Genomic DNA, 23,558 nt, shown 5'->3' with positions numbered 1-23,558 from the left:
AACAGCATCGCGGCTTCGTTGGCCTCGGGTTCGAGCTCAAGGCGTCGGAGGGTATGGGGCGTCCAGACAGCCACACGTCTTGGCAGTTCGTCGCGAGTTGGGTCGGAGACGCGCAGCGCAACATGTGCGCGTGCCAGGCTCAGCTGCGTGCCGGGGAGTTCCGGTCGAGACTGAACCTCGACGATACGTCCTGTCTCGCGCAGCCAGAACACAGCGATCGGGCGATCCTGTTCGAACCATCGCCCGAGCTCAGCTTCGGCATTCCAGGAGATCGGTGACTGGGCGATCAACTCGGCTTCTTCCAGTTCATCGATGGCAAGAATGATCGCCAGCACCGCGAAATCCGTCCAGGTTTGTGCCTGCCAGGCCCAGAGGTCGTCCTCGGTGCGTTGCCGCAGCAAAAGACGCTGCCAACACTCGTAGACCTCACGATAACTCTTGTCTTGCATCAGAACATAGTTCGGCGTGACGTCAGCCCCTGCCACAGACACACCGAGGTCCGCCAACCTGCGCGCAAGGCTCTTACAGGATTTCCGAAATCCTTCGACCTGAGCAAAGCGCGTGCTGGCCTTCGCACGATCATGCTCCCGCAGCCATTCGCGGGCGACGTCCGCGGCCAGCCTCGCATAGGCGTGCAGCACGCGGTTCTCGAGCGTATCGAAGTTTTCACGTCGGACCGTCGCGAGAATGCGCTGCGAGGATCCCGCGCGCTCGGCAATCGAGGTTCCTGGCTGCCGGCTCAGCCAGACCATCGAAGCCCGGTCCATTTCCTGCACCCGGTCGAGCGGCGTCAGTTCCCGGCGGCGACGCAACACTCTTCGAATGCGCTTTTCGAGGTCGCGCAGCACCGGCAGCATGTGCCGGGACTGGCGCACGATCTCGGCCATTTTCGGGTCTTCCTCGTCCTCGGCACGGCGCCAGGCTTCACGCAGGCGCCCCCAGGTATTGCTCGGGTCTTCAAGTGCTTCTTCCAGTTCCTGGATGCGCGCCAACACTTCATTCATGTGCTGCAGCGCGCGTGCGCCTTCTATTTCGGCTTCTGTCGCCGGCTCATGTCCCTTTCTCGGCCGAACGGGGAAACCCTGCCGCGCCGGCGACAGCGCCGCCTCACGCTTCGGATAAGGAAATAGGACGAGACGCCGGCGCTGCCCGCGCACTTGGGCCGAGAGCAGCGTGGCAGCCTCCTGCCCCAGCGACCCCTCACCCTCGCGCTCTCCAAACAGGCAGTCCTCCGGTCCGAAAGTCGCACCATTCTGAAGCCCATGGGACGACCAGGGACGCGTTAGATAACGCATCAACGCGTGACTCCACTCCAGACGAATTGACCGGTGTCTTCGGATTGCGACACGCACTCTTCTATGGCTTGGGCCAGCGCTTCGTCACCCAGGTCGCGTTCTACAAAGGCCATGAGTTTCGAGAACTGCGGTCCGACCATATCGACCTCGACGCCGCGCAGCTTAGGCAGGAGACGCATCTCGACCTGGTCAGCAAGGGCATCGTCAATCCCCCTGCCCCCTTCGATTTCGGGATAGTTCGCAGCATAGGCCATGATGGCGCGGCCGAGGCGATGCCCAAAGGGACGCTTGAACTCGCGCATCAGGTCTACCATCTGCTCGAGACGCTTGTTCAACTGCGCGTCGCCGTCGACGTCCGCGATCGGGCGCACCCATTTGGACCAAGTTTCGCGAGACAGCGCCATCGTGTCTTCCAGAGTTCCTTCCGCGCGACCGTTCTTGATCTTTTTTGGAGCCGAGAACCGGAGGATGTTTGCCCGGTCCACGACCTTGTCCGACAGGGATTGTGTGCTTTCGTCCTCGTTCATCGTGCCGGCGAAGAGCAGGTTGTAGCCCGGGAAAATCCGCGGCGGGTTCTGCATCTTGGGAATTTCGAGCTCGATTTCGGCATCTTTGCGCAGGTTGTCGTCGCCCACCTTGTCTGGCCGCGGGCGGCTTTCCAGGCGGCTGAGGAAATCCGAGAAGTAATATTCAACCCGGGCGAGGTTCATCTCGTCGAGCAGAACCATCATCATGCGGTCTTCGAGCGCGTTATCCGTGTTATGGATTTCGTCCAGGGCCCAAAGCGCCCGCGCCATGTCGGTGGGACGGAACTTGCCCTCGATATAGTTGTAAAAGCCCATAAGGTCTTGGGGGCTGTCCCAGCGCGGCTGAACCGGAACCTGAAGGAAGCCGATGCCCATGCCGGCAGCATATTGACGCGGAAGCTGGCTTTTGCCGGTGCCCGAGATCCCGGCCAGCACGGCCATCTGCGTCGTTTCGTTGACCTTCATCGCCGTGTGGAAGGCGCGAAGCGTGCGCGCCGGATAGTCCAGTCCCGATGCCCGCAGACGCCGCTCTACACGTTTGATGGCGTCCGCTTCATTCTCGCGCGGTGCATTCTCCCAATTTCGCATCTGCGCAATGACCGGCGGCGTCTCCTTGAGTTCGCGTAGCGGACCTGTCTCGGTGCCTCCGTCTGGAGCGTGACCTTCCTTCCTGGCGATCTCCGCACTCAGATAGGCGAGCCGCGCCTCGAGCGATCCGCGGTTTTCCTGAAGAGTTTCCAGCTCGCCCCGCAGTCGGCGGACTTCCTGTGCTTGAGCAGCCACCTCGCTTCCGACGCGGCCATGTTCGGCTTGGGCGTCGGCCAGGCTTTGAAGTTCTGTTGCAACCTGTGCTTTGGTTTCGCTGAGCTCCTGTTCAGCCGTGTCGACCCGATCCTCAAGCGTCTTGACAGAGGCTTCGAGGTCGCTCCGCCGGGCTTCCAGCGCGCCTCGACGCTCCTCCAAGCCTTCAATTTCGCCTTTCTGCCGACGCAATTCTTGTGTTTGTGCTGCCAACTCGGCGCCCAGACGGCCATGTTCGGTCTGCGTCTCGGCCAAGGCCTCGCGTTCCGTGGCGACCCGCGCCCGAACTTCGCCCAGCTCCTGCTCCTGCCCGGCGATCCGACCCTCGAGCGTTGCAGTCGTCGTTTCGAGCTCGTGGCTCCGAGCCTCGAGCCGGGAAACCTTGTCCTCGGCGTCCTCGAGCTTTTGCAGCGTGTCGTGCAGCTCTTCGACCTCGGCAGCGATCTCTCCGTGCTCGCGCTTCAGGGCGTCGATGCGGCCGACGAGATCTTCGGCCTTTTCGAGCCGCTCCTTGATCTTGTGATACTCTGCCCGTAGCGGCCCCAGTTCGGCCTCGAGTGTCTGGCGCTCGATCGTCACCTCCTCGATCTCGCGGCGCACCGCTGCAACTTCTTCGCGGCGCTCGCGATTGCCCTCCCATTCGGTCAGAAGCTCCTCTTTCTGACGTCGCAGGCCATCGACTTCGGCCTGAAGGTCGGCGGAGACCGCCATGGCCTCACGACGTTTGGCAAGTTCGTCTTCAAGATCGTCCATCAAACGCTGCTTCTCTTCCAAGCGCTTGTCGTAGACAGCCAGCTCCTCGATTGGGCCGGCTGCCGCCACGGCGCGGTCGTGCCGAACAGCCAGAAACAGCTGGATCGCCGCGAGCAACATCAGCACGCCGGCGACGGCGAGAACGAGTATCGTGTTGTCAGTCAGCATTTGTCAGTCTTCCTCGCTCATCACCGGTCTGCGGTTCCGCATCATCTTCGCCGTTGCTAACGGCAGGGTCTGCAGGGGCATCGCCCACTTGGAGACGCGCCTCACGTAAGTTATTCTCAATGGCTCTAAGTTCGGCTTCATGAACGGAAATGTCCTCACGCAGCTGATTAAGCTGGCCAGTCTGTTGGGCCAGCTCGTCAGCGACCGCTGCCTGCTCCGCTCGGTCGACACGGAGCCTGGCCTCAACGTCCTGGGCCTGTGATCGCAATCCGTTCAGATCCTGCGTGTTCTTGCGCAGCTCGTTCCCAAGACGCTCAAACTCTTGCTTTCGAACCGAGATGTCACCGTCCAGTTGCGACAGCTGTTCCCTCTTCTCGGTGAGACCTGCGTCGACTTGCTCCTGCTCCGTGCTGCGGCTGCGGAGCGTCTCTTCAATTGCTTCCAGTTGGGCCCGGGCTTTCTCAACACCGTGCGTTGCCGCTTCCCACTGATCTTCGAGGTTTGCGAGCTCTGATTGGCGTGCGGCGATGGTGTCGCTCAGTCGCGCAAGCCGTTCTGTTTTCTCGTTTACATCTGCGGTCACGGAGGCCTGCTCGACGCGTAGCGTGCTCAATGCTTCCTTGGCCGCGTTCGTTTGTGCCTGCGCCGTCTCAACTGTTTCACCCAGCGCGATGCGCCGAGTTTCAAGACGCTCGATATCGGTTTGGAGGCTCGCCGCGCGTCCGCGCAGTTCATGAACCCGGGACAACTCGGTGTCTGCATCGCTCCGCGCAGTCGTGAGGCTTGCCCGAAGCTCTTCAGCTCGGGTTTCCATGTCCGGCAGTGCGGTTGAAAGCTCGGAGTGACGCGCCGCAAGTCGGTCCGTGTCAGCCTGCAGCCGATTGACCTCAGCGCGTTTCGCTTCGAGATTCTCGACCTCGCGCTCGGCCGTGGTGATCTGGAGCTGTAGAGTGTTCAGTTGGCTCTGTCGTTCCGCGAAATCCTTCTGCACCTGTTCGAGCTGCTGACTGACAGTTTCCAGCTGTGCCTGGGACCGCTGAAGCTCGGTCTCGGCGATCTGAGCGCGGTTGCGCAGCTCCTCGGACCTGATCGTCGCGCCCTTGATTTCACCCTCGACCTCGGACTTCCGCGCTACCAGCGTTTCCAGATCCTCCTGAGCTTCCTCAAGTCGCGTGCTTGCTTCGGCGAGGCTTTCGTTGACTTCCTCCAGACGCTGCCGTGCAGCCTCCTCGCTTGCGGTCAAAGAGGCGAGTTGCCCGCGGGCATCATTTTCGTCCTTTCCCAGTTGCTCAACACGCTCAAGTAGACGGGACTCGTCGTTCTGCAGCTGCGCGACACGGCGCTCCTGGGCCCGCAGGTCTTCTACCTGCGGCGCCAGCGCGTCCACGTCTCCTTGAAGGTCGGCGCGTCTACGTTCAAGACGAGAAACCGCATCTGAAACCTCTGCATGTCGCACCTCCTCCTCACTCCGCGCCGCGCGCAGCTCCTCGATTCCGGACCGAAGACTCACGGCCTCGGCTTCCAGTGCAACCCTCCGCGATTCCGCGTCCTCGTTGTTGCGGGTCAGGCGGTCAGCTTGGGAAATGGTTTGACGCGCCTCGGCAAGACGTGCCTGCACATCAGCAAGCTCGTCCCGAGCCGCGGCCAGTCGCGCCTGTGCATCAGCTTCCTGTTGAGCGGCACTGCGCCTGCTGGATTCGGCCAGGGCCACTTCCTGCGTCAGGTTGGCTTTCTGGTCCGAGAGCGAGGTGAGATCCTCGCGCATCGTGGCGACGTTGGCACGCGTCGTCTGCAGCTGACCGTTGTAATGCTCGAAGTCTTCGGCGATGCGTCCGTATTTCTGATCAAGCGAGTTAACGGCAAACACCAGATAGCCGCTTGCGCAGATCGCCACCACGCCCAGCACTGCCGCAATCGCGGTGTTTCGGCTCGACTTACGATAAGTCTTGTTCGACTCGGTCAAGGCATCCCTCCATGTCCTTTGCCAATTCGTCGACCCAGAAGCGGCGCACGCGCCAGCCGAGCGACTTCAATTGATGATCCCGCCAGAGGTCTGACGTCTTGCGCCGTCCATCCTGGCTTTCGTGCCATTTGCGCCCGTCGACCTCGAGATCGAGCTTCACGCCGTTCGCGCCGAACAACGCAAAATCCAATCTCCGCCCCGCAATCTCGAATTGTGGTTGCGGTTCAAGCCCGCGCGTCTTCAGGGCGTGGTAAACCTTGCGCTCCCATCCGCTGTCGAACACGCCTTCGCCGCCACCCTTGCGGGGCTCAGTCGCCATGGCGGCCAGCCGGCGTAAGGGCCTGGACTGACTGGAACGGGCGAACTCCAGGTCTCCGAACACCATCGCAATGGCTCTGGCACGGGAGATCGCGACGTTGAGACGGCGCGTGTCCCTTTGAAAGAAGGTCAGGCCGGACTGTGGACTGCGCGGCCCGACGCAGGGAGAAAACATCACCAGATCACGTTCTTGACCTTGAAAACCGTCAACCGTTCCGATCTTCAGTTCACACGCAATTCGCTTCGGCTCCTCGATTGCTTGGCAGATCCCGTCTTCCAGTGCCGCGACTTGGGCCCGGAAGGGAGTGATCACGCCGATAGTGCCCTCATAGCCTTCATCTTTCAGAAGTTTTCCGATGTGTTTCACGATTGCCGCAACCTCGGCCGGATTGATGTTGCCTGCCTGAGCGATTAAGGGCGCAGGAACATTCTCCCAGGCGAGGCCCGGTTTGGCACCCTTTGGGACGACGAGTCCTCGCGGGTCGTAGGACGCCTGCAGTTGGCCTCCATAGAAATTTTCGCTGATGTAATCGACAATTGGACCAGCTGATCGATACTGATGCCGCAGGGTGATCCTCTGGGCGCCAGGTGTGCGGGATGCGAAATCGAACAGAGATCTCCTGCTTTGCGCAAAACGCCCCATCTTTGCTACAGGGAGCCCCTGTGCCTGCATGAGGTTGCGATCCTGAGCCTGCCCCAATTGTGCGATGAAAGATAATTGGCGATCATCTCCTACGACGACGGCGCGTTTCGCACGGGCAAAGAGAGGGATCGCTGTGGCGATGTCGCACTGGCTCGCCTCGTCGAAGATCACCAGATCGAACAGACCGTCATCAAGAGGAATGCGTCGCGGCGTTCCCAGGATCGACGCGAGCCATAGCGGTCGGTAAGATACCAACGCCTTCGCCAGGTCTGCCGGCGGCTGCCCCTTGCCGCCAATGAACTGCCAATCGTCCGAGAGCTCAGCCAGCTCGCGTCTTCTGTCTTCCGACAAATGCGCGCGGACCGACAGGAGCCGCGGAAGCAGCCGGACAGCCAAGTCCCGAACCCTCTCTCCAAGCTCGATGGGATCGTCTGGTGTGCCGAGCTCTTCTTTTGAGACACGCAAATCGGACAGCAAAACGCGCAAGTCGCGGAGGCTCATGCCACGTCGCTCGGCGTTCTGGAGTGAAGTGGGCGTCTCGTTGTTCAGCCCGGAGAGAGCTGATCGCAGCCACTGCATTAGCCGTCGAAGGAGGCCTGGCGAGACGACAGCAGTCGCCTCTGATGAACTTTCAACCCGCCCCCGTGCTTCACGGAGTTCGATACGCTCCAGGACGTCAGCGATCTCGCACTCCAGCTCGGCGATCCGATCAATCGCATCAACCGCGTGTCGCCGCTGAGAGGCGAGATCGACCAACTCCGACACCGCAAGCTCGTCGACAGCACCGGTTTTTGCCCTGTTCTCGTTGTCGATCAATTGCTTCAGTGCGTCCGAGAAGCTGGTATCAATCTCGTCATTCGGGTTCAGCGTGCGAACCGAAAACGGCACGTCAGACGCGAGAGATCCCAGTCGATCCTCAACTGCATCCAGAGCCTGATGGTTCTTTGACGCGACCAGAACACTGCCGCCGGCGGAAAGGACAGAAGCTGCCATGGAGACGATTGCCTGGCTCTTGCCGGTGCCCGGCGGCCCAGTCACGACCGTCAAAGGTGCCTCGCACGCACCTTGAACAGCGCGCAGTTGCTCCCGGTTCAGGGGCACTGCGTCCACCGCCGGGACCGGGTCCAAGTTGGCCGAACCCTCGATCCCAAGCACGCCCCCCAAGGCAGAGCGGGACATGCGTTCGCGTGGCCAGCTGGCGATTGAGTCGAGATCACGCGCAGCCCCCGCCGTGAACGAGGAGTCCGTCGGCAGGAAAATCGCGGCGCTGTCGTAGATGCCCTGCGCAGAGCCGTCGATCTGAGAGACAAGGTCTTCGCCTATGATCCGACCGCGGACCTGGCTTGCCACGGCGGTCCTGACCCTGTCCAGGAAATCGGAAGCGCGTAATCCGATGCCATCACCAGCGTGAAAGAGATCCGCCAGATCGTCCCGTTTCCACCCGCTAAGGCGGGCAGCATTCTTGACCCAATCCGGGTTGATCAATACGTCGTTTGCATCGACCGACAACACCAAGCACTCGCCCTCGCGGATCCAGCTGGCGGACAGCATTCCAACAGGTTGAAAGATCGGCACGCCTCCCCGCCGGCCGACCGCCATCGGCCAACCAACGGCAAGCGCGTTCTCATTGCCCTCCCGACGCACGAGCGCTTCCTGAAAGCTCGGATCAAGCGCCGAAAGCGCGAGAGAAATCCGCAACCTCTGGCCGTCATCCGGCTTGACCGGCCCCCGCCCGGCTATGAGTGCCCATTCGATGCCATGCTTGTCGAGAACCTGGGTTGTGGCGCCTCGTGGATCGGCCCGCAACGCTGAGCGCCAGTATCGAAGAAGCGCTGCTGGATCCGCTGCAGTATCTTCGCTGACTTCGGTTTCGGGCTGCTCTCTTGCGACCTCTTCCATGTCAAAAGTGGCTGGCGCGGCGTGAATGATATCTGCCTGCCTCGCTATATCCTGAGCGTGGACGGCGACCGAACTACGCGCCCCATTGGTTAAACCCGCCTGTTTGGCGCGCCAACGACCATCCCGCGCCTTCTCGACCAGACCATCTCGCATGAGCTGATCGAGCTCGGACACCGCAGCCAGCCGTTTGTCATGTGAGAAGCTTGCACCGACAAGGACGAGCAATTCCTCCGTGGTTCGACCTCGCGGAAAGGCGCGCACTGTATTCAGAACCAATGACATCAAGAAATACCTGAAATCTGGCGCGGACCTGCGCGCCTACTCCAACCTTTAAACGCGCTGAGCAGTGTCCCTATATAGTAGTTTCAATGCCACTCAGCTTTGCACGCAGCGGATTATCGTTGCCGAATGAGAACCATCTTTCACCAGGCGCAGTTATGCGTATCATCCGAGCCTTTATACCTAAAGGCAGCGCTCCGACGCTTTCTTCAAGCCGAAAGATACTCTTTAGGCAGCGGTGCACAACCGGAAATTTGGAATTTGGAGATTGATGTGCAGCGCAGGGTGACTGCCTGCGCCCTCTACGGTTCGACTTACAATAAACGAGCAATGTCCTTTTGAGAGATGTGGCGGCACCACCGCTCCCAGCGCGCGCTCTGCGTCAGTCTCGCAAACGTAAAGCCCCTTTGTGCGCCTTCGAAATCATCTTGAGCGCTTTACACAGCCGGGACGCATGTGCGGCTTGCCCTTTCCCCTTAACTGCATCCACCGATCCGAAAACGCTTCGCGTTACCGTGAACTGAAGCGGTGGATGCCCCCACCAGCGGCATCTCGTATGACATGATGTTTCCCATCGGAAGCAAGTGCAGGGCACAGCAATGACGACGACAATCTACATGCGCGCGTTCGATTTGGCGAAGGGCCACTTGCAGGTCTGCGCAGTCGCAGCGGATGGGACGGCTTCATACGATCGGGTTTTGTCGCGGGCTCGTCTGACAGCGCTTCTGGCCGAGCACTCGGCTTGCGTCGTGGCGGTGGAAACCTGCGCCACATCGCTTTACTGGGTCCGCGTGGCGCAAGACCACGGCCATGAGGTCCAGCTCGTCCCGGCAGCCTACGTTAAGATATTCGTTGAGCGCCAGAAGAACGACCGCGCGGATGCTCAAGCCATCGCGGAGCCAGCCATGCGTCCGACCATGCGGTTCGTGGCGGTCAAGAGTGCCGAGACACAGGCCCGCACGTCGTCTGCGTCAGCCGGCGAGCGTTGGGGCCGAAGAGACATTCCTCGGCCCCGAACAACTATTCCCTAAGGGTTCCGGCCAGCCGCTCAGCCTCCTGCAGCTTCACGACATCCGATAGCCGCTTCGCGAGATTGAGGAACGAGGATCTGAGCATGATCAACGCCTGCCCTTGGGGAGATGTCGATGTTTCACGGTATCCGCCGGACAGGTCACATTCGTCGAGAACGACCCAGGAGGTCGTTTCCTCATTGATCCTGGGGTCGAGCCTCGCGGCCAGATCACGAAGGATATTGATTTTCTCCTTCGTGAAGCTTTCAGGGGTCAGGTCGCCTTGGCGCAATTCCTCAACCTGTTGCAGGGGGTCGTCGCTCAGTTCACCGCCGAATTCGGTCTCGGCTTCGGAAATGGCGAGAGCCACGGATTCAGCGGCAAGGAGGGCCTCGTAGATGGCGCGTGTGAAGGGGTTCGACCGTTTGCTGTCATTAGTCATCGATCTGCTCCTTCATCCCTGTTGAGAAGGGCGATGGCTCTTGCGCATCCATCTTCCGGATTGCATCGGAGAGCGCATCGTGGAGCAGACAGATTTCTTCCACATAGGGCGCCGCCGGATCGAGGCTTGCAAAGCAACCTGCCTCTGGGCGATCCTGATCGTGGACGTTCTCGAGGGCCAGAAGCGATAGCAGGGCAACCGTTTCACCGATGAGGCGCCGAGTGACGGGTTGCGGCTGCTCGAGATCGGCGAGCCACCGTTGCGCCCGACGAAGCCACGGCCGCCCTCCGAGCAGCAGGGCTGCGTTCTGGATGGCTTCGTGATGATCTTCCGCAAAGCGGTGCAGCGCGGTGGCTGGCTGGGGAATATCGAACATGGCTGTTCTCCATTCTATGCCTCGGCAGGATTGCCGCAGGCTACAAGAGTGACCTCCGCTCCTTTCCGGTTACGTTCGGCGAGGCGTCTCCGCTTCGGGTTGATGTATGTGAGGGCTGCTTGCCTTCCTGCTGCTTCCACGAAGGCAGGCAGCAGGAAGGTAAGTCGGGCCTCAGGTGACTGATTTGATTTGATATTTCCGTTTTGCAGGTCTGAGCACCCCAAGCAATTTCATAGGGAATACGCGATCGCGGCAGCAGCGCTTCCGCTGGTTCAATCGGCTTACATTCTCTCAAATTCTTCGCTCTTGGCGTATGCGGAGCGTTCTTTTCTGCGCGTCCTCAGACCGAGGGACGTGCAGAAATGAACGTCTCCGGGCCCCGTCATACGAAGTCGAACAGCGCCCTTCCCGCATCGTCCACAATGTCCATCAGAGAAGCTTGCCCCTGCATCCGTTGAGCCTTTTTCACCATCTCATCCTGATACGCAGCGGCGGTCTCTGGCGACGTCTGGCCGTTTGCAGAAAGGGCCATGTCCGTGCCGGCTGCTCCCAGTTCAACTCCGAGAAAAGTGTGCAGGATGGTCCGCGCGATATGCTCACCGGTGCCGAAGATCTGACGCCAGCAATCGGAGACGTAATTGTAAGCCACCTCTTCGCCATCGTTCCTCATGAAGAGAGGTCGTGCGGTATCGAGGCAATTCGCGCGCATGTATTCCAGCCAAACCGGGTCACAATCACGCAGGATCAGAGCATCCAGAAAGAGGTTCAGGCGTGGATCGATCTTTGCGTCGTAGATTTGGCCATCCTTGGAAAGCTCGAGGTGCAGCTCATAGGAGCCGTCACGCCAAATCAAATTCTCTCCGAATTTGATCCGGGTATCGGCCAGACGAACCGGCAGCACTGAAAACAGCGCCAAGGCTGCCGAACAGTTCCTGCGCGCCTGGCGGGACCTCGGGCACTTGAACCCCTTTGACTCTTCCAGGATCCCAGTGGCGCGGTCGATGATCGCGGCAGGGGAGTATCCGGTTTTCTGAAGCTTGCCATATTTCTGCTTAGGGGCTCTGCGGGTCTTTGCTTCACTTGCCCGGATGAGCTCCGCCAGAAGAACCATAACTGCGCGATCAGCATCAACGTAGTGGCCGCATTTCAACAACGCCGAGAAGGCGGCGAGCTGCGTCGCGGCCGCCAGGTCACGTTTTCGCATGTCGCGGGCATAGGCTTTCACGGCCTCAATCGTGAACGCCTCGGGCAGTGCGGCCTTTCTGGCCGAACAGGCCAATTGGCGCAGCTTCATCCGGTAGGTCGGGATCATCTTGGGCGAAGGCGCCATGGCGCCTGGTCGATCAATGCCAGCCACCATGTCCGCCAGTGCTTCCTGCCAGGAGGTGGGCAACTCGTGGTCCGGGATCGAGTGCTTGAGGGGGCGCGGCTTCGCCACCCCCACCTTTTGCGGTCTCGCCCCGGCTTCCTTCTGACGGATGGCATCAGTCAGAACAAGGATCGCGGGCTGCCCCGGGAACACCGCCTCCATCGCTTGCTTGAGGTTTCGCAGGCGGTTGGCTGACTGGTAGCCTTCGTCAAAAGAAAGAAAATCGGACATCGTGAGGTCCCAGATCGAGGCGAGTTTTCGGCCTTCGACAAACTCAAGGAACTTGTCCAGGATCCGCATCTGCGGTGCCGTCACCCGCTCGGGGTACAGCGTCGCGACCATGGGATCCCACCGCGGGTGTTTCATGATGTCTTCGACAGTTCGGCGGTCAGGTTTCTTCATGCCCCGAGCCCCGTCAGATCGAGCACGTATTTCTGCACCTCAGAGCGCTGCGTGCGTTTGTTTACCCAGCCATAGTTGCGCCGGGCCGTTCCCACCGAGTCGTCCAGCAACCGCTCGATGAGGTCCCATCTGCCTGGATTGGCCTGGATAAGCAGCGAGGCCAATCCATGACGGAAGTTGTGCGGGGTCATTGGCAGGCCCTCGAGCCGGGTCTCGCGCTTGAACCAGTTGAGGAAGGTCCTGTAATTCAAGCTGCCCCCCGTCTCGATGCCCGGAAACAGGAACGGGCTCGTGTCGGCGTCGGGATACAGCGGGTGGATCGTGCTCTTGAACCACTCGATGACTTCGAGACCGTTCAGGTTGCCACGCTTGATCGGCGCCCAGATCTCATTGTCGTTCTTGGTAAGCTCCATCGGGAGATCAATTGTGGCATGATCCGTCATCCGGCTTGGCAGGTGGAAGGTGATGCCCTTTCCCCGGATCCTGAGGTTCAGGGCGTTCTCGATCCTGATCGGGGCCCCGCGCGTTTCGAGTGCACAGAGGGCCGCAACGGAGCCAATGGAGCGCACTGCCTCAAGTTCGCTCTGGGTAAGCGCGCGTCCGTTTTTCGTGCATTCGTCGATTGCCCCCTGGGCCTTGTTGCGAAGCTGAACGTGCATCGACAGGAATGCCAGGCTCAGGCTTTTTGATCCGAGCAGGGTTTCGCAGAATTTCTGCGCCTTGGGCGACATTCCCTTGTTCTGCTTCTTCCCCTCGTTCAGGAACCTGTTGTTCTTCACGTGCTGCTTGATCTGGTCCGGCGACACGTCGTTCCGCCTCATCACGGTCCCGATGGCCTTGATGTAGTCATGAGCGGTTCGGCCCGAGATCTGGCCCGGATCCTGCGTATTCGCAGTCCAGCGGCGGATCACCAGCGTGGTGTTTTCCGGGGTAAGCAGGTCCGTCAAGCGGTCCTGCTCGGTGATCCGCGTGCATTCCGACAGGGTGCTGACAAATTTCCGCAAAGCGGCGGTCTTAAACGAGATGTCGTCTGCCGAGTTCGCCCCTTCGTAGGTCCCCTCCACAGGGTCCATTTCGCCGCGGGTCGCGACGGAAACCCAAGAGACGATTTCCTTTGCGATATGTGCCGGAACGCCGGGAAGCATGTTCAGACGCAGGGCGACCGGTTTGCCAAACGGAGTGACCGGCAGAAACGGCTTGATCGATGGCAAGTCTCGGATTCGGTCCAGGCGCCGCAGAGCGGACTGGACCGATTTCCATTCGTTCCCGTTCAAATTCGGCCGGAGTTCCCCGAGCCAGTCCTGCGAGACCTGCTTCGGGTCCTTCCCATGTTGCCGTGCCAGATCTGCGAGTTTGCGAACCGGGATCAGCATCTGGGTCGGATAACCGCCCTCACCGGGCTTGCCGACCAGCTCACCCAGAGCGATGAGAAGGGACGACCATTCGTCCTGCCTTGCACGGCGCGCCTGCTCTTCCATCAGTTGTCCCGAACAGCCCTTGATCGCGGCGATCACCTTGCGACGCCAGGCCTTGTAAGCCTTCTCGGTCTTGAACTGTTTAGGATCGAACCCGTCGAGCGGAAAGCGGCGCTTGAAGTCGGAAAGGTCTGCCGGGATTTGCGACAGAGATTGGTTCGCATGGAGTGGGCCACACCGTTTCACCGGAGTAACGTAATCAGTTTTGTGTTCAGCGATGGTCCAGTCCAGGACCTGCTGGAACGTCATCGGAGCAATAGGTTTGAGAAGGGTCATGGGGCCTCGTTTTGTTGTCCGCTAAATGACAGATTGGCCGTTCTGCAAGAAACCGAAGCCGAAAATGACAAATACTCTTTCGCTTGCCTGATCCGAAAGTTCAGGGGTGTTTGTCATTTTGTCCGCTCCAGCTGTCATCTGTCCGTTGTTCGACCAACGTCCTGCCCAGGTGTCATTTTCGCGGTATGCTGATGGGGTTTCGGGCAAGGCTGCACCCCGCTGACAGACAAAAGAAAACCTCCTTTCCGGGTGCGAAAAGGAGGTGGACCCCGAGGGGTGGTTTCAGAAATGTCAATCGGCAGGCAATCTTGACCCCCTATCGGCATTCAAAAATGACCCCCTGGATCGCTCGGGTAGCTGGCCCGATGCGGTGTAGCCCTCACACAGCGCAGCCGTATCGGGCCAGCGGGTTCACGGTCATTCACGGGTTTTGAAGCGCCAGCTCTCGTTGCCGGTTTCGACGATGTCACAGTGATGGGTCAGCCGGTCGAGCAGCGCAGTGGTCATCTTCGCGTCGCCAAAGACCGAAGGCCATTCCCCGAAGTCGAGATTGGTTGTCACGATGATAGAGGTGCGCTCGTAGAGGCGGCTGATGAGATGGAACAGCAGCTGGCCGCCGGACTGAGCGAAGGGAAGATAGCCGAGTTCGTCGAGGATCAAGAAGTCGAGGCGGCACAGCAGGTCTGCGGTGCGCCCCTGTCGGTCGGCACGGGCTTCGGCATCGAGCTTGTTTACCAAGTCTACGACATTGAAGAAGCGCCCCCGCTTGCCGCGCCGGATGCAGGCCCGGGCGATGCTGACGGCAAGGTGGGATTTGCCAGTCCCGGTGCCGCCGATGAGGACGACATTGCGTTGCTGTTCGAGGAACTCCCCGGCGGCCAGATCGCGCACCAGCGTCTCGTTAACCGGCGTTTCTTCAAAGCTGAACTCGTCGACCTCTTTCGCCAGCGGCAGCTTGGCGATCGTCATCTGGTATTTGATCGAGCGCGCCTGCTTCTCGCTGATCTCGGCATTCAGCAGGTCGCCGACGATCTGTTGCGGCTCGTGCTGGCGCTTCACCGCCGTGGTGATGATCTCATCGTAGGCGGCCTTCATGCCGTAGAGCTTCAGCTGGCTCATCGCGTTCAGCACCTGTGATCTTTCCATGGTTGGGTCTCCTGAGGCTGTCGTAGCGTTTGCAGTCGGCCACGGGTTCGCAGGTCAGTCGCAACGCGGCCGGCGTATCGATGGTCAGCGGCGGTGGCGGCTCCCGATGCCGGGCCAGGATGTTGATGACGACCGAGGCCGCGGGGACCCCCTCGCTCAGGGCCTCGGCACAGGCAGCATCCACCGCATCCAGCCCATCGATCGGGATCATGCTGAGGATCTGGACCATCTGCCGGTCGCCGTTCGGCACCTTGCCAAGCTTGCGCTGCACGCGCCTGATCGCCGGCGGCAGGTCCCAGTCCTTGAAGGGGGCGCCATTCCGGAGGGCGCCGGGCTTGCGAGCCAGAACCGGAATGTAGTGCAACGGGTCGTAGATGGCCTTGTCGCGCCCGAAGGCTCGGGCGTGATGCCCCACGATCTTGCCGTCCTGCCAGAACTCGACCCGCTCGGCATAGGCACGGATCTCGACAGGTCGGCCAACGGCCCGGCCGTCCACGGAGTAGCGGTTCTTGTCGAACCGGACGAGACAGGTCTTCGAGATCGAGGCTGGCACGGCATGGAAGCCGTCGAACGGACCGACGTAGGGGACAAGACTCGCGCGCTCGTCCTGGAATACCTCCCAGTTCGTTCGATCCCGAAGCTCCTGGTGCGGGTTGGCCTTGGCCCAGGCAACACAGCGATCCTCGAGCCAGGCGTTGAGTTCGGCGTAGCTCTTGAACTTCGGTCGAGGCACGAAGAACCGCCGTCGGACAACGCCGACCTGGTTCTCGACCTGTCCCTTCTCCCAGCCGGATGCCGGGGTGCAGGCAACAGGATCGACGAGATAATGCCCGCACATCTGCTGGAAGCGCCGATTGTAGGCGCGGTCGCGGCCGACGAAGATCGTGTCCACCGCCGTCTTCATGTTGTCGTAGATGCCTCGCGCGCAGGCGCCGCCGAAGAAGGCGAACGCCTTGTCGTGGGCGTCAAATACCATCTCCTGCGTCTCACGCGGGTAGGCCCGAACGAAGAGCATCCGGCTGTGGCAGAGGCGGACGTGCGCCACCTTCACCGTGGTCGTCGCGCCATCGATCACTACAATCTCATGGCTCCAGTCGAACTGGTAGGCTTCCCCAGGATCGAAGCTCAGCGGCACATAGGCTGCGGCAGATGCCACCTCTTCATCCTTCGACCAAGAGGCGGCGTATCGCCGGACGGCATCGTAGCCGCCATCATAACCTCGGGCCCGGAGCTCTTCGAAGATCCGAATGCGGGTCAGTCGCTCGCGCTTGGGCTTCCGCGCATTCACCGCCAGCATCTCGTCGAGCATGTCTTTCCAAGGCCCGATCTTCGGCAATGGCTGAATGGTCCGCTCATAGGTGAGCTCCGTCGCACCGGACCGGATCACCTTGCGCACCGTGTTCCGCGATACTCGCAGCTCCCGGCAGATCTGCTTGATCGACTTCTTGTCCTGAAAATACGCCCGCCGGATCTTCGCTATCGTCTCCACGACCAACATCCCACACTGTGCTCCCCGATGATCTCGGGGGCATCATCCACATCAGTGTAAGGGGGTCATTTTTGGACGCCGATCACCCCTCTACGGGGTCAAAATTGCACGCCGGTTCACAGGCTTGGCAAGCTGCATTCATGGCGCACCGCCCCCGCTCGTCAACGGTGCTCATGATCTCGATGCCATGCGAGCGCTTGTCGACGGCATCGCGGCTCACGCTGTGGCACCAAAAGATGACACAGTAGGCTTCACCGAACTCAACCTCCGTTATACCACTGACCGGGCCGGGCTTACCGAGGTGTTCCGACGGATCATCGATGGGCGGCTGCGTCCAGTTTCGGGCAGCACGAAAGGTCAACTCGCGGCATATCGGTTCTGCCAAGCTGAAGTCTGTGCGATCTTGACCGAGGTCCGGCGTGGTCCAGGTCTGACGGTCCAGCAGGTAGCGCAACTCACGGGTTGGAAGGATCAGTGCATCGCAGCTTGGTGTGATCAGGGACTGCTTGCTCATGAGGTCTATGCACATGCGGGCCGCACCGGCCGAATGATCCGGTTGGAAAACCTGCTGCGATTTCAGACGACTTATTTGCCGCTTAATGAACTCGCGAAGCAGCTGGGCACGACCTCGAGATATATGATCCGTCGTCTCGGACAACTCGGCGTAGAGACGGTAGGAGCTTTTCAGGAAGGAAAAGCGTGGCGGGGGCATCTCGTCGCCCAATCCGCGGTGGTAACCGCCGCGCTTGGTATCGGCCAGAAAGAAGGGTAGCCAAAATGGTGCGCACTCCCGTGGACCAAATGACCCGAGAACAACTGGTTCAGGAGGTCGCCCGACTGCGCGCTGAAACGGATCGCATTGAGGGAAATGAAGTTTCCAGTTCCGCCGAAAGCTTCAGGGATCGCCTAAGGGCGGCCCGGCCGGATTTACAAGTGTTTCGAGGGCGACCGCTATGGCAGCAAATGATAATCAGGACTATCTGGCGCGTTCAGGATCTTTTCGGCTCCGATGGGTGGGTGCCGCGCCGCGAGCGTGAGGCGACACATGACTCGCGGAGCGATGCCGCCCCACTTGAGCCGCAGCACTCGGTGGCTAATGTCACTGCCGGTTTCGATCGGCTTGCCGACACGCGCACAGATGCCGGGAAAGGTGAGAAGCCCACTGTCGTCCGAGAAATTTATAGCCCCGGGATCTCGCGTCCGGTTGGCTTCATCAAGCGCTTCGGCGATCGTATCGAGTTGACCCTGTCCGAGGAACGACGAGCCGGGTTTCTCGACTATCTGGTGGCGCACAGGGACGAAGTTGTCCATCAAATGTCACGGTCCTACGAGCGGGACAACGATATCCGAAGGATGACAGATAGCTACGATGAGGATGACTGATTAGATGCACGCAGGAAATTCCCAGAGTGGGAGCTGGAAACTGCTCGGACGGAGGTTTTCTCATGACAACGGGAAATGGATCGCCGCAATCTCGATTATCTGACGAAGCTGCGTCGCCACAAGTGTCCAAACCGTGCTATGCTCAGCATCATGAGCACCCTCGAGATCATTCTGTGCGTTTCTGTGGCTGGCTCTGGCAGCGCCGCGTTCGTCTATGCGATTTGGCAGGACCGGGCCAGCGGCCGAAGGCGGCAGGAAAACCCTGAACGAGTGCGGCGCCTCATCGCGGAGCCCTCAAATGCCAAGTGAAGAGCACGACATGGCTGAACAACTCATCGCGCTGGTCAGGTCCTGGACAGCGTCCCACGCTGAGGCCGTCGTCTGGTTTGAAGAGCAGCCACTGCCATCGTTCGGCAATCTAACCCCCGCCGACCTTATGCGGCAAGGGCGTGCGGATGCGGTGAGGGCTTACATCGACCGCATTGCTGTCGGCGGCTACAGTTGAAGCTACAGAACCTACAATTTGCGCGTTTGCAAAATTTCAATTCACCACTCCGGGTCAGTCTATTGCCCTTAGAGGTCCTGGTGAGTGAAATCGATGCATCAAGCGCAATGTCGTAACCGGCGTCTGCGCCCCAACCTTGTAGCGCCTCTCCCGTGCTGCGAGATCTTTCACATTTCACAAGAGGAAGTGCGTCCCGCAATGTGCGCTATAAATTCGCTTCTCAAATCGCTGGGCGCGGAGAACTACGCGTCGGGTCACCGGCGCTGGCCGGTTAAAGCCAAGGCCCGGGCAGTGGCGGATACGCTTGAGCCGGGCGCGACAGTGAATGGGGTGACAGCGCGGCATGGAATCTTGCCAAACCAGCTTTCGGCCTGGCGCCGGCTGGCGAAGCAGGGGTTTCAGGGCGTAGATGGCTGTTCGGTGCACAAGCTATGTTTTCCGCGGGTGTTCATTTTTCAGTCGATCACTTGAGCTTCTCCTGTGCGAGCGAAAGACAGCGTCAGCCATGCTTCTTGCTATCGAGCAACAATCGTTAGACTTTGGAAACTCCGAGCACGGCGAGTGTATGGAGCGAAAAAATGTGCGCACAGTTAGCGAAGAATTATCCGCATGATTGCGCCGTAAGTCCTTAATCTGTAGTCGAGGGATCGAAAAAATATGCGCACCCCTACACGGGGTGATGGCGGCCGGGTGTTTCGGCGCCGGCGCCGGCAACATCGGCTGCACTGACATGGACACGTCTTACAGGTATGATCCGCTCGGATCGCCGGGCAAATTCGGCGCCGACGAGCACAACGCCCATACGCAACCGGATGGCACCTATCATTATCACGGCAATCCGATGGCGTTGTTCCGCCAATCAGGCGCGACCGAGCCGTCTTCGGTGATCGGTTCCGATGCGGACGGGTTTCCGATTTTCGGCAGCTTTATCGCGGAGGGTGGCGCGGTGCGGCCGGCAAGGTCGAGCTACCAGCTGAAATCCGGCCAACGCGATGGCGGCCCGGGCGGCACCTACGACGGCACCTTCATCGATGACTGGGCCTATGTCGAAGGCTCAGGCGACTTCGACCAGTGCATCGGGATGATGCAGGACGGCGTCTATGGCTATGTCGTCACCGAAAGCTATCCGCATGTGATGGCCTGCTTTAACGGCACACCGGACCCGTCGTTCCAGAAGCGACGTCGGTCACGCCGGGGCAGGTATCCGGTCGCGCTGGGGGCCATACCGGGATTGAGAACGGGAGTGCGTATGGACGCGCACTCCCGACAGTCATATCAGTCTGTGGCAAAGCAATAGAACAGCCCGTCGCCGCCGGTGCCGCGCAAGTCCTCCAGCCCACAGCCGCGCGATCCATGTGCGGCATTCCACGATGTCGGGCTGTCGCCGCCGCCGGTCCGGTCGTGGTGACCCACCATCGCCGAGCCGTCAGCCGAGGCACTTGTCCAATCCATGCAGGCATCGCCGGACAGGACACCTTGATCGTCCGAGCCAGTCAGAATGTCATGGCGGTTCGGATCGTCGCCACGACCGTTGACCACCGCCCCTGTTTCATCGAGCGACACGGTCTTGGACAGGTTGTTCGCCTCGGAATGCAGATCGTCGACGCCCGCGGCGACCTGCTCGCCATTGGCATTCATCCATGGACCGCTGCCGATCCGGTCACGGGCATTCTCGGTGCTGGTCGACAGATACGCGGCCCAGGTCTTGCCGGTCACACCGGCGGCTTCGGCCAATGCGCTGCAGTGGGCGTCAGCGCCGTCGATCCCGCCGAGGTCGGCACCATTGCCGGGGTTCACGCTGGTAATGAAGAAGCTCATGGACTCGTCTTGTGCTGACGCGGCCGCAGCCACCGAAAGCGTCACAGCCGTGGCCAAAATTCGTGTAAATTTCATTTGGTTACTCCTTGTGAACAGGGTCAATAACGCACCCGTTAAAAGTCGACGGTACCGCCGGGGCGCATTGCACATGCGGCAACATTTCGTGATCGGCGGATATCTGCCTGCCGGGGCGACGATCCGGCACAGATGGATCGGTAAAGTTGTGCAAGGCGGCATCGTCGCGTTGCCCTCACCCCGCGCGTGCCGCATTCTTATGGTCCGGGGCGACGCTCCTGGGATATTGAGGCACCATGGTCAATTTGTACGAGTGGCTGACGCGGCGCGCGCTCAACCTGTCCGATCCCTACGTTCTTGGCGCGGGCACGGCGCCGGCCAAGGAGGTCTGGCCCTATCTGAAATCGCACCTGCCGCCGCTGCGTCGTGTGCTCGTGCTCAGCGTGATTGTCACCGTGCTGACCGCAAGCGTCGAGGTCTGGCTGATCAGCTATGCCGGCCAGCTGATCGACATGCTGGCCGGTACGCCGCCGGCCGAGATCTGGGAGCGGCACAGCCTCAGCCTGATCCTTGCCGGTCTGACGATCGTCCTGCTGCGTCCCTTGTCGCAATTCGCGCGCTATGCGGTGAACGACATCGGCTTTTCGTGCAATGTCGCCAACCTGTTTCGCTGGCGGGCGCATGACCACCTGACCCGGCAGTCGGTCGGCTGGTTTCAGGAGGATCTGGCCGGACGCATCGCCTCGCGGCTCGTCCTGATGGGCAATTACGCCTCCGATGCGATGTTTCAGGCGATCAACGCGGTCGCCTTCGGCTTTGTCTATGTGATCGGCGTGGTGATGCTCTTGGCGGGCACCGACATCCGGCTGGCGATCCCGCTGTTTCTCTGGATGGCGCTCTACATCGGGCTGATGACGCTGATCGTGCCGCGCATGGTGCACGCGATGGAGGCCTTCAGCGCCGCCAAATCGGAGCTTCTGGGCAAGGTTGTCGATACCTTCACCAACTTCGACACCGTCAGCCTGTTTGCCCGCCGCGCAGACCTTGAGGCCGATCATCTGGCGGCGCTGGAGAACACCCGCGAGACCCTGTTTCGCGCGCGTCAGATCGGGCTTGCCCTGCGCACGGTGACGGTCTGGCTCGAGGGCATCATCATGGTGGGGATCGTCGGCTACGGCATCTGGCTCTGGAGCCAGGGCAGCGCCAGCATCGGTCTTGTCAGCGCCGCGGTGGCGCTGTCATTGCGCATCACCACCATGGCCGAATGGCTGCTCGAAGCGGTCTGGCGAATATTCGAGCAGGTCGGCTCGATCCGCGAGGCGCTGCACACCGTCGCGCAGCCGCTGGTCATCCCGCATGACAGCGAGGCACCGGCTCTGAAGGTGACGGCAGGCGAGATCACCATCGCCGGCGCACGGCACCACTATGGCAAGGGCCGCGGCGGGTTGATGGGCGTCGACCTGCACATCGCGCCGGGCGAGAAGGTCGGGCTCGTGGGGCCGTCGGGTGCCGGCAAGTCGACGCTGGTCAACCTGATCCTGCGGTTCTACGAGCCCGAGGCCGGCGAAATCCGGATTGACGGGCAGGACATCCGCAAGGTCGATCCCGAGAGCCTGCGGCGCGCCATCGGCATGGTCAGCCAGCAGGCCGCGCTGCTCAACCGCTCGGTGCGCGACAACCTGATGCTGGGGCAGGAGGGGCTGTCGCAAGAGCAGATCGAAGCCGCCGCCCGCGAGGCCCGCGCGCATGAGTTCATCTGCGATCTCAAGGACGGCCGGGGCCGCACCGGCTATGACGCGCATGTCGGCGAGCGCGGGGTGAAACTGTCGGGCGGTCAACGCCAGCGGATCGCGCTGGCGCGGGTGATGCTCAAGAACGCGCCGATCCTGATCCTCGACGAGGCGACCAGCGCGCTCGACAGCGCGGTCGAGGCCGAGATCCAGGACGCGCTGACCCATGTGATGGGTGACAAGACGGTGATCGCCATCGCGCACCGGCTGTCGACGATTGCCGAGATGGACCGGATCGTCGTGCTGGACGAAGGACGTATCGTGGAAAGCGGCACCCATCGGGAGCTTCTGGCCGCGGGCAAGCTTTATGCCACGCTATGGAACCGCCAGTCCGGAGGGTTCATCGGCGGCTCTGTCCAGGCTGGACTAAAATAGCCAGACGCTTCGTTTGGGATTTCTTCGCGGACCCCTGCATTGGAGTTGCAAGCTGGTGCGGGATCCGCTCGACCCCAAGCCACAGACCTGCACCCCGCGGGACGGGCCACGGCCGGTCTGGCGTTTTGCATATCCGCCGCCGACCTTATAACACTCGGCACATCGCCGGCGGGCGCGCAGCCCCTCGGCACCTGTCAGGAGGCCGGACATGGAACTTATCGCAAAAGCCACCGCCGTGGTCGGGGGCGCCGTGGCGCTGCTGCGCCGCATCGGCGCGCCGTCGCATCAGGCGGTGGGCCAGAGCCCGCAGATCCCCGAAGCGAAATCGCAGGGCATCATGACCCTGAAGATGCCGGTCGCCGCCGGCTGGGCCGAGGGCCACCTGCCGACCTGCGCGCCGGGGCTCAAGGTCAACGCCTTCGCCACGGGGCTCGACCATCCGCGCTGGATCGAGGTGCTGCCCAACGGTGATGTGCTGGTGGCGGAATCCAAGGAAGAGGCCGGCCCGCCGAAAACCCTGATGGACCACGCCGCTCAGGCGACGATGCGCCGGGTCAAGGCGATCGGCAAGAGCGCCAACCGCGTCACCCTGTGGCGCGATGCCGATGGCGACGGCGTGGCCGAGCAGCGCGAGGTGTTTGTCGAGAACCAGAACCAGCCCTTCGGCATGGCGCTGGTGGGCGAGCGGTTCTACCTTGGCAATACCGACGGCATCGTGCGGTTCACCTATCAGCCGGGTGCCACCGCGCTGCGCGGGCCGGGCGAAAAGCTGGTCGATTTCAAACCGCATGGCCATTGGACCCGCAGCCTGATCGTCTCGCCCGATGGCACCAGGATCTACGCCGGCGTCGGCTCGCTGACCAATATCGCCGATCAGGGGATGGAGGCCGAAGAAGGCCGCGCCGCGATTTGGGAGCTGGACGTCGAGACCGAGGCGGCGCGGGTCTTTGCCTCCGGCCTGCGCAACCCGGTCGGCATGGCCTGGGAGCCCGAGACCGGCGTGCTCTGGACCAGCATGCCCATGAGCACGGCGGCCATGGC

General features: G+C 61.2%; 20 protein-coding genes. 8 read left to right on the top strand and 12 right to left on the bottom strand.

Annotated elements, in window-relative coordinates:
- From VOI29_RS09585 to VOI29_RS09570, 4 genes are all read right to left on the bottom strand, one after another.
- A partial coding sequence (locus tag VOI29_RS09585; protein ID WP_323778187.1) for a DUF2357 domain-containing protein occupies positions 1–1,295 on the bottom strand: 1,295 nt, incomplete at its 3' end.
- A complete protein-coding gene (locus tag VOI29_RS09580; protein ID WP_323764702.1) occupies positions 1,295–3,544 on the bottom strand; it encodes a chromosome segregation ATPase-like protein in 2,250 nt (749 codons plus the stop codon). The genes VOI29_RS09580 and VOI29_RS09585, both read right to left, overlap by 1 nt.
- Positions 3,534–5,507, bottom strand: a complete 1,974-nt coding sequence (locus tag VOI29_RS09575; protein ID WP_323764703.1) for a hypothetical protein — start codon at positions 5,505–5,507, stop codon at positions 3,534–3,536. The genes VOI29_RS09580 and VOI29_RS09575 overlap by 11 nt, the downstream gene beginning before the upstream one ends.
- Complete coding sequence (locus VOI29_RS09570; protein WP_323764704.1) at positions 5,479–8,649, bottom strand: AAA domain-containing protein; 3,171 nt, start codon at positions 8,647–8,649, stop codon at positions 5,479–5,481. The genes VOI29_RS09575 and VOI29_RS09570 overlap by 29 nt, the downstream gene beginning before the upstream one ends.
- 596 nt (positions 8,650–9,245) lie before the next feature.
- On the opposite strand from VOI29_RS09570, the gene VOI29_RS09565 reads away from it, so the two are divergent.
- Positions 9,246–9,677, top strand: coding sequence for an IS110 family transposase (locus tag VOI29_RS09565; protein ID WP_416361508.1), 432 nt, complete (start codon positions 9,246–9,248; stop codon positions 9,675–9,677).
- On the opposite strand, the gene VOI29_RS09560 is transcribed toward VOI29_RS09565, so the two are convergent.
- The 7 genes from VOI29_RS09560 to VOI29_RS09530 all read right to left on the bottom strand — a co-directional run bounded on the left by VOI29_RS09560 (position 9,667) and on the right by VOI29_RS09530 (position 17,355).
- On the bottom strand, positions 9,667–10,098 hold the full coding sequence (locus VOI29_RS09560) for a hypothetical protein (RefSeq protein WP_323764705.1): 432 nt from the start codon (positions 10,096–10,098) through the stop codon (positions 9,667–9,669). The two genes, VOI29_RS09565 and VOI29_RS09560, sit on opposite strands and share 11 nt — an antisense overlap.
- Entirely contained in the window at positions 10,091–10,474 is a 384-nt protein-coding gene (locus tag VOI29_RS09555) for a hypothetical protein (RefSeq protein ID WP_323764706.1), read from the bottom strand. The genes VOI29_RS09560 and VOI29_RS09555 overlap by 8 nt, the downstream gene beginning before the upstream one ends.
- Positions 10,475–10,856: 382 nt before the next feature.
- Positions 10,857–12,185, bottom strand: coding sequence for a hypothetical protein (locus VOI29_RS09550; RefSeq protein ID WP_323778185.1), 1,329 nt, complete (start codon positions 12,183–12,185; stop codon positions 10,857–10,859).
- A 56-nt stretch (positions 12,186–12,241) separates the two neighbouring features.
- Positions 12,242–13,996 (bottom strand): hypothetical protein, encoded by a 1,755-nt coding sequence (locus VOI29_RS09545; RefSeq protein WP_323764708.1) that lies wholly within the window; start codon positions 13,994–13,996, stop codon positions 12,242–12,244.
- Positions 13,997–14,413: 417 nt separating this feature from the next.
- Positions 14,414–15,142 carry an IS21-like element ISPkr1 family helper ATPase IstB gene (istB, locus tag VOI29_RS09540; RefSeq protein WP_323778183.1) on the bottom strand — a complete coding sequence of 243 codons (729 nt, stop codon included), beginning with the start codon at positions 15,140–15,142 and terminating at the stop codon, positions 14,414–14,416.
- On the bottom strand, positions 15,072–16,640 hold the full coding sequence (gene istA / locus VOI29_RS09535; RefSeq protein WP_323778181.1) for an IS21 family transposase: 1,569 nt from the start codon (positions 16,638–16,640) through the stop codon (positions 15,072–15,074). The genes istB and istA overlap by 71 nt, the downstream gene beginning before the upstream one ends.
- 73 nt (positions 16,641–16,713) lie before the next feature.
- On the bottom strand, positions 16,714–17,355 hold the full coding sequence (locus VOI29_RS09530; protein ID WP_323778179.1) for a hypothetical protein: 642 nt from the start codon (positions 17,353–17,355) through the stop codon (positions 16,714–16,716).
- Positions 17,356–17,423: 68 nt separating this feature from the next.
- Between VOI29_RS09530 and VOI29_RS09525 the strand changes: the two genes are divergently transcribed.
- The 5 genes from VOI29_RS09525 to VOI29_RS09505 all read left to right on the top strand — a co-directional run bounded on the left by VOI29_RS09525 (position 17,424) and on the right by VOI29_RS09505 (position 19,816).
- Complete coding sequence (locus VOI29_RS09525) at positions 17,424–18,014, top strand: hypothetical protein (protein WP_323778177.1); 591 nt, start codon at positions 17,424–17,426, stop codon at positions 18,012–18,014.
- Positions 18,015–18,089: 75 nt separating this feature from the next.
- The gene (locus tag VOI29_RS09520) at positions 18,090–18,323 is read left to right on the top strand and encodes a hypothetical protein (RefSeq protein WP_323768322.1); all 234 of its coding nucleotides are present in this window, start codon (positions 18,090–18,092) and stop codon (positions 18,321–18,323) included.
- 10 nt (positions 18,324–18,333) lie between these two features.
- The gene (locus VOI29_RS09515) at positions 18,334–18,519 is read left to right on the top strand and encodes an antitoxin Xre/MbcA/ParS toxin-binding domain-containing protein (RefSeq protein WP_323768320.1); all 186 of its coding nucleotides are present in this window, start codon (positions 18,334–18,336) and stop codon (positions 18,517–18,519) included.
- 93 nt (positions 18,520–18,612) lie between these two features.
- Positions 18,613–18,990, top strand: a complete 378-nt coding sequence (locus VOI29_RS09510; protein ID WP_416361509.1) for a transposase — start codon at positions 18,613–18,615, stop codon at positions 18,988–18,990.
- A gap of 208 nt (positions 18,991–19,198) precedes the next feature.
- Entirely contained in the window at positions 19,199–19,816 is a 618-nt protein-coding gene (locus VOI29_RS09505) for a YHYH protein (RefSeq protein WP_323768318.1), read from the top strand.
- Here VOI29_RS09505 and VOI29_RS09500 read toward each other — a convergent pair.
- On the bottom strand, positions 19,795–20,412 hold the full coding sequence (locus VOI29_RS09500; RefSeq protein WP_323768316.1) for a hypothetical protein: 618 nt from the start codon (positions 20,410–20,412) through the stop codon (positions 19,795–19,797). The two genes, VOI29_RS09505 and VOI29_RS09500, sit on opposite strands and share 22 nt — an antisense overlap.
- 236 nt (positions 20,413–20,648) lie before the next feature.
- Between VOI29_RS09500 and VOI29_RS09495 the strand changes: the two genes are divergently transcribed.
- Together VOI29_RS09495 and VOI29_RS09490 are read left to right on the top strand one after the other, a co-directional pair.
- Entirely contained in the window at positions 20,649–22,517 is a 1,869-nt protein-coding gene (locus VOI29_RS09495) for an ABC transporter ATP-binding protein (protein WP_323778176.1), read from the top strand.
- A gap of 208 nt (positions 22,518–22,725) precedes the next feature.
- On the top strand, positions 22,726–23,558 hold an 833-nt coding region (locus VOI29_RS09490; RefSeq protein ID WP_416361507.1), incomplete at its 3' end, for a PQQ-dependent sugar dehydrogenase.

It is taken from the genome of Leisingera sp. (assembly GCF_034669605.1).
GTDB lineage: Bacteria > Pseudomonadota > Alphaproteobacteria > Rhodobacterales > Rhodobacteraceae > Leisingera.
This window is presented reverse-complemented; position numbering and strand designations above follow the sequence as displayed.